Below are 11,860 nucleotides of genomic sequence, written 5' to 3'. Positions count from 1 at the left end.
GGCCGCAGCCTGAAGGACGGGCACGTCAGCTTATACCAACGGCCTAAGATGCTGACGCATCAACGTCGATCTCGGGCAGGCCCGAGATCGACGAGACCGTTGATCCATCTCGAATGTTCGATGCCAAGCCAGAGGCGCGACGAAAACTCGAGAACGGAACCAAAGGTCGTTTTCAACGACCGTTGGTCTTACATAGATCATTACCCTGTCGGCAGACACATGTTTTCCATACACCCGGCTCTGAGATGCTGAACGACCGCGTGAGGTGGACGACCGTCCTCTATGCTACAAACCACGGGGGTACCTCGCCGATCCGGATCGGCGCTGCCTTAGCCAGCCGGAACCAGTAAAAGGCTGCCAAGCTGGTGGGCAGCCAGTGTCCTCGCCCCAAACCCTCTCCCCTCACTCCGAGATGGATTTGCAGACGAAGTTCTCGGCTTTGTCCGCATCGCCGCCGGTGTGACGGGCGACCTGCGGATAGGGGCAAAGCGGCCTGCTGCGCTCGGAACCATCGGGCCGACGTTGGACAGCCGTGAGCGTCGTCGGCGCGCGGCCAGTCTCCACCCAATCGATCACAGCCGTCACTGGATCAAGGACGTTCGGGGCGTCGCCTCCGCCACAGTGCTGCATGCCCGGCACCATGAACAAGCGATAGACATCCTCGATCCCAGGTGTCGCGCGAGCTGCATCCTCGTAATAACCGATACCCATGAGGGGATTCAGCGCCGGATCCGCCCAGCCAAAATACGTGATCATCTTCCCGCCACGTGATTTGAAGGCAGTCAGGTCCGGGTTCGTCGCGTTGACGAGCTGGCTGATGAGGCCTCCCGACCGATAGCCCTCGGCAAGGTTGAACGTGCGCCAATCCGCGTCGGGCCGGCTCGCCGGCTGATCGGCGAAGTAGCGCAGAAAGGTTTGCGCATAGGCACTTTGGCGGGTCTCGCCGGGCGGGAGCGCCTGACCAGCCGAGGCGAGGCGGGCGCCGGGAGGAGAAGGCGGCGGAGGAGTCAGAACGAACCATTCTGCCCAACCGCTGACGCCTGACGCATCTGGTGCCGCCGAGCCCCAGGGCCAACCTGGGAAGACGGTGCGGCCGTTGTGCTGCATGCCGCCATGGATCACCTCCAGCGCAGCCACTTGGTCCTCGCTGAAACAGGTCCCCTCTGCGGGGCAGCGTGGAAGGTCGGCTCTCGGATCGAACTTGCACTGGCGCGGATCCGCGATCAGTCCGTCCTTCAGGCCATCGGCTGCGTCACACTTTGCAATGACCGCGCGTCCCAGTGTCGTGAGGAGGGTGGGTGTGAAGGCGGCTTTGGCCAGACTTGGGGAGTAGGATACATAGTGATACATCGTCCCCGTAAAGTTGAGGACCGGCGCGCCGGCGGCGATGCCGTCGAAATCACCTGGGTAACGCTGAGCGGACATCAGCCCTTGGCGTCCACCCGTCGAGCATCCGTCGAAGTATGAGAAGGCGGGCGCGCGACCATAGAATGCGGACGCCAGATCCTTGGCAGCCTGTGCCGTCAGGTGAACGGCGCGATGGCTGTAGTCGATCAGCTTAGCCAGATCGTTCTGTGCGAAGGAGCCGAGTGGCTGGGCCACGGCATCATGGCCCGTATTGGTCTGCGCGGCCACGAAGCCCCGCTTCAGCGCCTCGTCACGGAAGGCCACCCGGTTGGGTGCATCGAGCTTCTCGCCTGCATACCCGCCGTTGCCGCGCATGTAGAGCCGGCGGTTCCAGCCGAGAGGCAGAGCCACCTCGATTTGGATTTCCGGGTCGAGAACCGCCACGATGCGGCAGAAGCCTGGGACGCTTTCGGAGGCTGCGATGGTTTCGGCAACGAGGATGGTGAGCCGCGTTCCCTCGACCGCGGAAACCGAATGCCCAAGCTTGGCGCACTCCTTCTGCGGCATGGCAGCAATCTTCGTGTAATCGAAGGCGCCTCGTCCGGCATCCCTGAAGGATCCGACGTTCTGCGCCAGGGCCGCCCCATTACCCGTCGCAGCGAGACCAATCGTCAAACTTGCCAGCACAAGCAGTCGCGAGCCTCTCATCATGCTTCTTCTCCCTTGTCAGCGATATAAATCGTTGTTATAGATTGTTGGAAGTAGATAATAATACTCAGCAATACGCATCTATGGAAAAATCTCGCGTAAAATTGTAGTGTTCGAACGTTCGTTCAGGCGCTCCCGTCTGTGTGAGCTCTCAATTTATCGGCGACTCGGCACCCGATCGCTCTCAGCGCGGAAACAGGTGCCAGCACGGTGGGCTGCTTCCTGTCCGGCTCTCGTTCGCCTCGACTTAAGTAGCGGGATCCACTTCCTCATGGAAGGATCGCTTTGGGTCGGCAGCATGGATTGCGCGAGCGCAGCTGAGATATCCAAGCTGGGTTGCAAGCAGAGCCATGGAGCGCCCGTCATGCGCCAGCCAACATGCCCAGCTGGCCATCTCGGTCGTCGGGAAACACCTGCTTTTCTCACGTCCGGGCGTGATAGCCGGATCGACCGCAACGGATCGAGAGCGGATTCGCCCATGGCCGAGCTAATGAGGTCCAGCCTCGGCTTGGAAGCTGGGGGCTTTCTTACCCGCGTGGGAGACAGGCGCCTCGCCCGACTTTGAAATGTCCCTGTAGAGCGAGACGGCCCGGCGCTCATCTCACCGGGCCGTCTCATCCCGCTTACGCCGACACCAACGGCGTCCCCGCCTCCGCGGTGCTATCGGCCTCGACCGTCAGCACCTCCTGCCCCTGCGCCTCGACCACGGCAGCCGCCGTGATGTTGACGATGCCGCGCGCCGTCACCGACGGCGTGAGGATGTGGGCGGGGCGCGCCGGCCCGAGCAGCAGCGGCCCCACCGGCAGCGCGTCGGCCAGCATCTTCGAGAACTGGAACGCGATGTTGGCCGCATCCAGGTTCGGCATGATCAGCACGTTGGCCTCGCCCTTGAGGCGCGAGCCGGGCAGCACCTTGTCGCGGATCGCCTGCGACAGGGCGGTGTCGGCCGCCATCTCGCCGTCGACCTCGAGGTCGGGGGCGCGCTCGCGCAGGAGGGCGAGGGCCTGGCGCATCTTGCGGGAGGAGGCGGTGTCGAACGAGCCGAAATCGGCGTGGCTGACCAGCGCGATCTTCGGCGACAGGCCGAAGCGGCGGGCGGTGTCGCCGCAGGCGATGGCGACGTCGGCGATCTCCTCGGCGCTCGGATCCGGCCGCACGTGGGTGTCGGCCAGGAAGTAGGCGCCCTTCGAGGTGACGATCAGGCTGAGCGCCGCGAAGTCGCGAGCGCCGGGAGCCAGCCCGATGATGTCGCGGATCACCCGCAGCTTGCTCTCGAACCGGCCTTCCAGGCCGCAGATCAGCGCGTCGGCCTCGCCGCGGCGGACAGCCAGCGCGCCGATCACCGCGTTGTTGGTGCGCACCAGCGTCCGGGCGGCGTCGGGCGTGATGCCGCGCCGGCCGGCGAGGTCCATGTAGGTCTGGACGTAGGTGCGGTAGCGCGGATCGTCGTCCGGGTTGATCAGCTCGAAATCGCGGCCCGGCTGGATCGCGAGGCCGAAGCGCTTCAGGCGGGTCTCGATGACGCTCGGGCGGCCGATCAGGATCGGCTTCGCCAGCCCCTCCTCCACGATCGCCTGGACGGCGCGCAGCACCCGCTCGTCCTCGCCCTCGGCGTAGACGACCCGGCGCGGATCCTCCTTGGCCGCGGTGAAGACCGGCTTCATGATGAAGCCGGAGCGGTGCACGAACCGGTCGAGGGAGTCGGTATAGGCCTGCACGTCCGGCAGCGGCCGCTTGGCGACGCCGGATTCCATGGCGGCCAGCGCGACCGCGGGGGCGATGCGCAGGATCAGCCGCGGGTCGAACGGGCTCGGGATCAGGGAGTGGGGGCCGAAGGGCCGCGCCTCGCCGCCATAGGCGCGGGCGACGACGTCGGACGGGGTCTCGCGGGCGAGCCCGGCGATCGCCTTGACGGCCGCCGCCTTCATCTCCTCGTTGATCGTGGTCGCCCCGACGTCGAGCGCGCCCCGGAAGATGTAGGGGAAGCACAGGACGTTGTTGACCTGGTTCGGGAAGTCCGACCGGCCGGTGCAGATCATCGCGTCCGGGCGCTTCTCCTCGGCCAGCGGCGGCATGATCTCCGGATAGGGGTTGGCGAGCGCCAGGATCAGCGGCTTCTCGGCCATCCGCTCGAGCATCTCGGGTTTCAGCACGCCGCCGGCCGAGAGGCCGAGGAACACGTCCGCCCCCGGGATCACCTCGGCCAGCGTCCTGGCCTCGGTCTCCTGGGCGTAGACCGACTTCCACCGGTCCATGAGCGTCTCACGGCCCTTGTAGACCACGCCCTCGAGATCGGTGACGAAGATGTTGTCGCGACGGGCCCCGAGGGAGACGAGCTGGTTGAGGCAGGCCAGAGCCGCGGCGCCGGCGCCCGAGGTCACGATCTTGACGTCGGCGATCTGCTTGCCGGCGAATTCGAGGCCGTTGAGGACGGCGGCCGCCACGATGATCGCGGTGCCGTGCTGGTCGTCGTGGAAGACCGGGATGTTCATCCGGGCCCGGCAGCGCTCCTCGACCTCGAAGCATTCCGGCGCCTTGATGTCCTCCAGGTTGATGCCGCCGAAGGTCGGCTCCAGGGCCGCCACCACGTCGACGAGCTTGTCGACGTTCTTCTCGTTCAGCTCGATGTCGAAGACGTCGATGCCGGCGAACTTCTTGAACAGGACCGCCTTGCCCTCCATCACGGGCTTGGAGGCGAGCGGGCCGATATCGCCCAGGCCGAGCACCGCGGTGCCGTTCGAGACCACCGCGACGAGGTTCTGGCGCGCCGTCAGGGTCGCGGCCTCCTCGGGATCGGCGGCGATCGCCTCGCAGGCGGCGGCGACGCCCGGCGAGTAGGCGAGCGCGAGGTCGCGCTGGTTGCCGAGCGGCTTGGTCGGCTGGATCTCCAGCTTCCCGGGTCTCGGATGACGGTGATAGAACAGCGCGCCGCTCTTCAGATCGTCCGAAATGTTGCTGCTCACCGCGTTCTCTCCCCGGATCGCCCGAACGCTCGGGCCCGCCGCCCCGCCCGCGACTCACCAAGGTGCCCGCGGGTGAAGGATTTCCTGCACCGCCTGCGGCAGGGGCGCAACCCTCACAACGAGACCCGCCTGCACCTGGCCAGGCTCGCTGCCCGCTACGGCTTCCGGATCGGCCCCTACTCCTACGGCAGGCCGAAGATCCGCTTCCCGGAATCGGGCGCGCGACTGTCGATCGGCCCGTATTGCTCGATCGCCGACAAGGTCGAGATCCTGCTCGGGGGCAATCACCGTACCGACTGGGTCTCGACCTATCCGTTCGCGGCGATGCGCGGCCTGTGGCCGGATCTCGACGCGCCGGAAGGCTACCACGCCTCAAGGGGCGACGTGGTGATCGGCGCCGACGTCTGGCTCGGATCCGGGTGCCTCGTCCTGTCGGGCGTCACGGTCGGCCCCGGCGCCGTGGTGGCGGCCCGCGCGGTCGTCACCCGCGACGTGCCGGCTTACGCGATCGTCGCCGGCAACCCGGCCCGGGTGATCCGCCACCGCTTCCCGCCGGAGATTGTGGCGGCTTTGGTCGAGACCGCCTGGTGGGAGCTGCCGCCGGAGCGGGTGCGGGCCCTGGTGCCGCTGCTCCAGAGCGGCAAGGCCGACGCCCTGGTGCGGGCCCTGAAGGGAGAGCCGGTCAGCCGATGATCCAGGTGGCGGCGAGGCCGGCGGTGGCCGCGAAGGTCACCGCCACCGTCGCCCAGCCGAGGACCGTGACGAGCCGGCCGTTGACCCGCTCGCCCATCATCCTTCGGTCGCCGGTCATCAGCATGATCAGGCAGAGGAGCGGCGGCACCGAGATGCCCTGCACGATGCCCGACCAGACCAGCGCCCGCATCGGGTTGAAGCCGAGGAAGTTCAGGCCGACCGCGACCGCCGTCACCGCCGCGATGGTGCCGTAGAACAGCTTCGCCTCGGAGGGTCTGGCATGCAGGCTGCCCTCGCGGCCGAGGCCCTGGACGAGGTCGTAGGCCGCGCCCGTCGTCATCACCGGCACCGCCAGGAAGCCGACGCCGACGACGCCGAGCGCGAACAGGATCTTGGCGCCGGAGCCGGCCAGGGGTTCGAGGGCGGACGCGGCCTGGGCGGCGCTGTCGATCGCGGTCTGCCCGGCCGGGTGCAGGGTCGCGCCGGTCGACAGGATGATGAAGTAGAGGATCAGGTTCGAGAACAGCATCCCGGTGATCACCTCGCGCCGGGTGCGCCGCAATTCGGCGTCGGTCGCCCCCTTGCGCTGGCGCAGGGTGCGGCGGCCCTGGCCGATCTCCTCCTCGACCTCCTGGTTCGACTGCCAGGTGTAGATGTAGGCCGAGAGGGAGGTGCCGATGCAGGCGACGATCATCGCCAGCGCCTCGCTGTCGAGGGTGAGGCGCGGCACGAAGGTGCGAGACAGGATTTCTGCCGGATCGGGCCGGGCCATGATCGCTGCGGCGACGTAGGCGAACAGCGCCAGCGCCAGCCAGCGGAAGAGGCGGCGCAGGAGCGCGTAGGAGCCGAGGATCTGGAAGGCCAGGATCACGGCTGCCGCGATCACGACGATGAGCGGCACCGGCAGCGGCACCAGCAGGTTGAGGGCGGCCCCGATGCCGCCGAGATTGGCCGCCGCCTCGATGACGTTGCCGGTGAAGGCGAAGAGGACCGCCGGGTAGAGGATCCAGCGCGGGTAGCGGTCGCGCACGGCCGCGAACAGGCCCTTGCCGTAGACCTGGCCGAGCTTCGCCGAGACATAGACCACCACCACCATCATCGGCAGCAGGACGGGGGCGATCCACAGGAATCCGAGGCCGAACTTCGCCCCGGCGCTGGCATAGGTGCCGATCGCGGAGGGATCGTCGTCCGCCGCCCCGGTGATCACCCCGCCGCCGACGAGGCGCAGGAGGCCGCGCTTCTTTCGGGGCTCGGGGGCCGGGTGGTCGAGCGCGGACGGATTCGCCGCATCGGCCCGCGCGCGGGAGAGGGGTTCGGGTGCCGACATGCTCCCTCGGAGTATATGAGATCCGAGGGTCTAACTGTTCGAAGCGATCCGGGTTCGCGGCGGCACCGGGAGAGGGCTTGGGAGAGGGCTTGGAAGAGAGCTTGGGGATCGAAGATCCCACCACCGTTCAGGTGATGCGGCGAGCGGAGGCGAAGCGCCGGAGGCATCCAATCCGGAGATACCCTCTCACCCTCGCCCTGCGGGCTCGCCGCGCTTCCCGACCGGAGCCCGGCCCTCCCCTCCTCTACCCGTAACGTCCGCGGACACCCCCGCAGCACGCAGGGCTGCCCGGGGGAAGGGCGATGCGCGGGTATTCCCCTCTTTCCCCGGACAGCCCCGCCGCGGAGGGGGGAGGGTTTAGGTCATCACCGCTTCAGCGCCAGCAATCCCCGCAGATACGTGTCCGGCAGCCCGTTCTCGCGCCCCGCCGCGATCACGCCCTCCAGGTAGCCCGGCCGGGGCACTCCGCCGCTGCCGCGCCCGAGATAGACCAGCGCCCGCCGCACTCCGCCCTCGGTCGAGACCGGCTGCTGCGCCTTGACGTACAGCCCGCTCGCCACGCCCTCGTAGCGGTCGAGGGCCGGCACGTCGGCGAGGCTCAGCTCCCAGAGCACCCCCCAGACCGTGCCGGCGGGGCTGCGCTCCACCGAGGCGTAGCCCTCCCGCATGATCACGAGGCGGTGGCGGTTGAGCCGGCCGAGGCCGAGCACCCGCGAGGCGGGGCAGCGCCGGGCCATGGCGGCCCGGTCCATGTTGGAGCCGTAGGCGAAGTACAGCGGCACGAAAGGCCGGCCGTCAGGCGAATTCGAGGATCACCGCGTCGACCGCGAGGCTGTCGCCCTCCTTGGCCTGGACGGTCTGGACCGTGCCGTCGCGCTCGGCGCGCAGCACGTTCTCCATCTTCATCGCCTCGACGATCGCCAGCGGCTCGCCCGCCTTCACCTCCTGGCCGGGGGTGACCATAATGCTCTTCACGAGGCCCGGCATCGGGCAGAGCAGCTGCTTCCCCGACCCGCCGACCTCCTTGACCGGCATGAGCGCCGCGAGCTCGGCCTCGCGCTTCGTGTAGACCCGGGCCTCGGCGGCGGCGCCCGCGTGCTGCAAGAAGACGCCGTTGAGGAGGGAGCGGACCTGGATCGCCGCCAGTTCACCGCCGATCGTGCCGGTCCAGACCGGCTCGCCCGGGAGCCAGTCGCTCTCGACCATCCACTCGGTCCCGTCATCGAAGGCGACCACGACCCCGTCATTGGTGGTGTCGACGGTCGCCTCGAAACGCCGGTCGCCGAGCAGCACCACCCGCTCCTGCTCGAAGCGCAGCAGGTACGGCTCGCGCATCTGGCCCGAGATGCCGCGCTTGCGCTCGTTGAGCTGGTGGTCGATCGCGGCCGCCGCGGCGGCCATCCGGCGCGCCACCTCGCCCTCGGGCTTCGGGGCCTCGAACCCGTTCGGGAACTCTTCCGCGATGAAGCCGGTGGAGAGCCGGCCCTCCTGCCAGCGCGGATGGTGCATCAGCGCCGAGAGGAACGGGATGTTGTGGCGGATGCCGTCGATCGCGAAGGCGTCGAGGGCCTGGGCCTGGGAGGAAATCGCCTCCGCGCGGGTCGGGGCCCAGGTGACGAGCTTGGCGATCATCGGGTCGTAGTGGATCGCGATCTCGCTCCCCTCCTCGACGCCGGTGTCGTTGCGCACGATCGCCTCGCCGAACTCGCCCTCCTCCGGCGGCCGGTAGGTGGTGAGCCGGCCGATCGAGGGCAGGAAGTTGCGGGTCGGGTCCTCGGCGTAGACGCGGCTCTCCACCGCCCAGCCGTTCAGCTTCACGTCGCTCTGCGCGATCGGCAGCGTCTCGCCGGCCGCGACCCGGATCATCAGCTCGACGAGGTCGAGGCCAGTGATCATCTCGCTCACCGGGTGCTCGACCTGGAGCCGGGTGTTCATCTCGAGGAAGTAGAACGACTTGTCCTGGCCGGCGACGAACTCGACGGTACCGGCGGAGTCGTAGTTCACCGCCTTTGCCAGCGCCACCGCCTGCTCGCCCATCTTGCGCCGGGTCGCCTCGTCGAGGAGCGGGGACGGCGCCTCCTCGATGACCTTCTGGTTGCGGCGCTGGATCGAGCACTCGCGCTCGCCCAGATAGACGACGTTGCCGTGCTTGTCGCCGATGACCTGGATCTCGATGTGGCGCGGGTCGGTGATGAACTTTTCCACGAAGACGCGGTCGTCGCCGAAGGACGAGGCGGCCTCCGAGCGGGCGCGGGCGAAGCCCTCCGCCACCTCGTCGGCGGAATGAGCGATGCGCATGCCCTTGCCGCCGCCGCCGGCCGAGGCCTTGATCATCACCGGATAGCCGATCTCGTCGGCGATGGTGACGGCGTGCTCCGGGCTCTCGATCACCCCGAGGAAGCCCGGCACGGTCGAGACCTGGGCGGCGGACGCCGCCTTCTTCGACTCGATCTTGTCGCCCATCGCGGCGATCGCGCCGGGATTGGGGCCGATGAACACGATGCCGGCGGCCTCCAACGCCTTCGGGAAGGCCTCGCGCTCGGAGAGGAAGCCGTAGCCCGGATGGACCGCCTGCGCGCCGGTCTGCCGGCAGGCCTCCACGATCTTGTCGATGACGAGATAGGACTGGGCCGCGGCGGCGGGGCCGATATGCACCGCCTCGTCGGCCATGGCGACGTGGAGCGCGTCGCGGTCGGCGTCGGAATAGACCGCCACCGTCTTGATCCCCATGCGGCGCGCCGTCTTGATGATGCGGCAGGCGATCTCGCCGCGGTTGGCGATCAGGATCTTGTCGAACATCGGAGCGCGCACTCGAGCCTTAGGGGGAAGCCGGGCCGGGGTGGGTCACACCCAAGCTCACCCCCGTTAAAGCATGGCGCGTGCGCCGCAAAGCCGGGTCTTCTCGGCCAGATGGGCGAAGCTCCCGCTCACGCGGCCACCGCGTAGAACAGGATCTCCTCGACCGCGTCCTCGGCGCCGGCCCGGGCGCGGTTGGCGTGAAGCGCGAAGCGGATCAGCGCCGGGTCGTTGGTCTCGGCCTCGCGCACCACCTCGACGGCGATGCGGGCGCCCGTGGCGGTCGGGCCGCGGCCGCAGCCCAGCGAGGCGGCGAGCCAGTGGGCGGTGTCGGCGTCGATGTGGCCGGTCGGCCGCTCGCCCCACACCGCGAAATCGACGACCGCCGCCACCAGCCAGTCGCCGAAGGCCTCGTCGGCCTGCGGGATCGCCCGGTCGAGACCGAACAGCATGTCGGCCTCGTCGCGGCAGGTCAGCCCGTCGGGCAGCACCGTCCGGTTCAGCTCGCGCACGTCCTCCAGGCTGACGGCGCCGGCGGCGATGATACGGTTGCAGAAGTGTTGCAGCGAAGCGTTGATCATCTGTCTGTCCTCCCCGGCCTTTGTTGTGCCGGTGCTTGTCCCTGTGTGAGGAGGACTATGCGGGACGGGAGGCCTTCGACAGGTTAACGGCGGGATCTGAATCCCTGTTCAGGTTAAAGCCTGGCAACGGGACGGCGTTGCTAAAGGGTTGCGAGGGCCACGAGATATCGACGGACGACAATGACGTGACGGTGAGGGAAAGCCCTGGAGACGGCGCCAAGATAGGTATATGCTTGGCATATCCCATCCGAGGTATCAGCATGGCAAACTCGCTCCCGAGTCCGCAGCCGCGAGAGGTGAAGTTGTTTCGCAACAACCGCAGCCAGGCAGTACGCATCCCGGCCGAGTTCGCCCTCCCCGGCGATCGGGTGCGCATCAGCCGCGACGGCGACCGCCTCATTCTGGAGCCAGTCGGCAAGAGGGATCTGCTGGCGATCCTGGCAACGCTGGAGCCGATCGAGGAGGATTTCCCCGACTTCGATGAGATGCTGCCGCCTCTAGAGGAAGATCCGTCGTGAGCGCGCTGCGCTTCCTCCTCGACACCAACGTCGTGTCCGATCTCGTCCGCAACCCATCAGGCAGCGTGGCCCGGCGGATCAGCGAAATCGGCAGCCACGGCATCGCGACGAGCATTATTTCGGTCGCCGAACTTCGATATGGGTGCGCGAAGCGTGGATCCACGCGGCTGCTCCAGCAGGTCGAAGCCGTGCTGCAAGGAATTGAGATCGTGCCGTTCGAATCTCCGGCCGATGCCGAGTATGGTCGCCTGCGAGCCGAGCTGGAGGCTGCCGGCCGATTGATCGGCCCCAACGATCTCCTGATCGCCGCGCAGGGGCTCGCGCTTGGCGTCCCGGTCGTCACGGCCAACGAAGCGGAATTTCGTCGTGTTCGTGGGCTGATCGTCGAGAATTGGCTCTAACGCGCACGGATGACGTACAAAGTGACGGTTGTTATGCGGCTGTTCCCGGCCGCAGGTAGGCGAACATGTGCGGGACGTAGTCGGCCTTGCCGAGCGGCACGCCGTGATGGCGCAGGATCGCGTAGGCGGTCACGAGGTGGAAGTAGAATTGCGGCAGCGCCCAGTCCCGCGCGTAGTCGTCGCCCTGTCGAAGACCAGACCGGCGCCGGGCTCGAGCGTGACCGGCCGGGCGCTCCCGGCATCGAGCGCGCCCGGCGCGACGGCGTCAAGCCGGGCCAGGGCCTCGGCGATGCGGGCTTGCGCATCCGCGAGGGAGCCCGGCCGCTCGCCGGCCTCCCGACCCTCGCGGGCGAGGTCGTCGAGCACCGGCGGCACGGGCTCGCCACCGAGCCGGTAGGTTGGCCTCCTGTGCCTGCAGGCAGGCGAAGCGGACCTGCGAGGCCAGCGGGAACATGTCCGGGGCCAGGCAGCCGGCCATCACCCCCTCCGCGCCGTCATGGTCGCGGGCCTTGTCGAGCCAGCCCGA

The 11,860-nt window shown here is 68.1% G+C and carries 11 protein-coding genes; 3 read left to right on the top strand and 8 right to left on the bottom strand.

Features of this window, described 5'->3' with window-relative positions:
• Nucleotides 1-402 precede the first annotated feature (402 nt).
• Together DK412_RS03500 and DK412_RS03495 are read right to left on the bottom strand one after the other, a co-directional pair.
• A complete protein-coding gene (locus tag DK412_RS03500; protein ID WP_109970815.1) occupies nucleotides 403-2,058 on the bottom strand; it encodes a DUF6351 family protein in 1,656 nt (551 codons plus the stop codon).
• Between the two features lie 620 nt (nucleotides 2,059-2,678).
• Nucleotides 2,679-5,018: an NADP-dependent malic enzyme gene (locus tag DK412_RS03495; RefSeq protein ID WP_109970814.1), complete on the bottom strand. Its 2,340-nt coding sequence runs from the start codon at nucleotides 5,016-5,018 to the stop codon at nucleotides 2,679-2,681.
• An 84-nt stretch (nucleotides 5,019-5,102) separates the two neighbouring features.
• On the opposite strand from DK412_RS03495, the gene DK412_RS03490 reads away from it, so the two are divergent.
• Complete coding sequence (locus tag DK412_RS03490) at nucleotides 5,103-5,711, top strand: CatB-related O-acetyltransferase (protein ID WP_109975037.1); 609 nt, start codon at nucleotides 5,103-5,105, stop codon at nucleotides 5,709-5,711.
• Here DK412_RS03490 and DK412_RS03485 read toward each other — a convergent pair.
• From DK412_RS03485 to DK412_RS03470, 4 genes are all read right to left on the bottom strand, one after another.
• Nucleotides 5,701-7,038, bottom strand: coding sequence for a divalent metal cation transporter (locus DK412_RS03485; RefSeq protein WP_109970813.1), 1,338 nt, complete (start codon nucleotides 7,036-7,038; stop codon nucleotides 5,701-5,703). The genes DK412_RS03490 and DK412_RS03485 overlap by 11 nt on opposite strands.
• 365 nt (nucleotides 7,039-7,403) lie before the next feature.
• Nucleotides 7,404-7,820, bottom strand: a complete 417-nt coding sequence (locus tag DK412_RS03480; RefSeq protein ID WP_109970812.1) for a gamma-glutamylcyclotransferase family protein — start codon at nucleotides 7,818-7,820, stop codon at nucleotides 7,404-7,406.
• A 13-nt stretch (nucleotides 7,821-7,833) separates the two neighbouring features.
• Nucleotides 7,834-9,837: an acetyl/propionyl/methylcrotonyl-CoA carboxylase subunit alpha gene (locus tag DK412_RS03475; protein WP_109970811.1), complete on the bottom strand. Its 2,004-nt coding sequence runs from the start codon at nucleotides 9,835-9,837 to the stop codon at nucleotides 7,834-7,836.
• A gap of 128 nt (nucleotides 9,838-9,965) precedes the next feature.
• Nucleotides 9,966-10,415: a hypothetical protein gene (locus tag DK412_RS03470; RefSeq protein ID WP_109970810.1), complete on the bottom strand. Its 450-nt coding sequence runs from the start codon at nucleotides 10,413-10,415 to the stop codon at nucleotides 9,966-9,968.
• A 260-nt stretch (nucleotides 10,416-10,675) separates the two neighbouring features.
• On the opposite strand from DK412_RS03470, the gene DK412_RS03465 reads away from it, so the two are divergent.
• Together DK412_RS03465 and DK412_RS03460 are read left to right on the top strand one after the other, a co-directional pair.
• A complete protein-coding gene (locus tag DK412_RS03465; RefSeq protein ID WP_109970809.1) occupies nucleotides 10,676-10,933 on the top strand; it encodes an antitoxin in 258 nt (85 codons plus the stop codon).
• Complete coding sequence (locus DK412_RS03460; RefSeq protein ID WP_109970808.1) at nucleotides 10,930-11,334, top strand: type II toxin-antitoxin system VapC family toxin; 405 nt, start codon at nucleotides 10,930-10,932, stop codon at nucleotides 11,332-11,334. Before DK412_RS03465 ends, DK412_RS03460 begins: the two co-directional genes overlap by 4 nt.
• 31 nt (nucleotides 11,335-11,365) lie before the next feature.
• Here the strand turns inward: DK412_RS03460 and DK412_RS30525 are convergent, their stop codons facing one another.
• Together DK412_RS30525 and DK412_RS30520 are read right to left on the bottom strand one after the other, a co-directional pair.
• Nucleotides 11,366-11,467: a DUF1993 family protein gene (locus tag DK412_RS30525; protein ID WP_245447409.1), complete on the bottom strand. Its 102-nt coding sequence runs from the start codon at nucleotides 11,465-11,467 to the stop codon at nucleotides 11,366-11,368.
• The gene (locus DK412_RS30520) at nucleotides 11,464-11,700 is read right to left on the bottom strand and encodes a hypothetical protein (protein ID WP_204165650.1); all 237 of its coding nucleotides are present in this window, start codon (nucleotides 11,698-11,700) and stop codon (nucleotides 11,464-11,466) included. Before DK412_RS30520 ends, DK412_RS30525 begins: the two co-directional genes overlap by 4 nt.
• Between the last annotated feature and the right edge of the window lie 160 nt (nucleotides 11,701-11,860).

The organism is Methylobacterium sp. 17Sr1-1, from assembly GCF_003173775.1.
In the GTDB taxonomy this organism is placed as follows: Bacteria; Pseudomonadota; Alphaproteobacteria; order Rhizobiales; family Beijerinckiaceae; genus Methylobacterium.
This window is presented reverse-complemented; position numbering and strand designations above follow the sequence as displayed.

Excerpts from the sequence above, each read along its gene's own strand:
- DK412_RS03500 (WP_109970815.1), bottom strand. The coding sequence starts at position 2,058 with ATGATGAGAGGCTCGCGACTGCTTGTGCTGGCAAGTTTGACGATTGGT.
- DK412_RS03485 (WP_109970813.1), bottom strand. The coding sequence starts at position 7,038 with ATGTCGGCACCCGAACCCCTCTCCCGCGCGCGGGCCGATGCGGCGAAT.
- DK412_RS03475 (WP_109970811.1), bottom strand. The coding sequence starts at position 9,837 with ATGTTCGACAAGATCCTGATCGCCAACCGCGGCGAGATCGCCTGCCGC.
- DK412_RS03470 (WP_109970810.1), bottom strand. The coding sequence starts at position 10,415 with ATGATCAACGCTTCGCTGCAACACTTCTGCAACCGTATCATCGCCGCC.
- DK412_RS03465 (WP_109970809.1), top strand. The coding sequence starts at position 10,676 with ATGGCAAACTCGCTCCCGAGTCCGCAGCCGCGAGAGGTGAAGTTGTTT.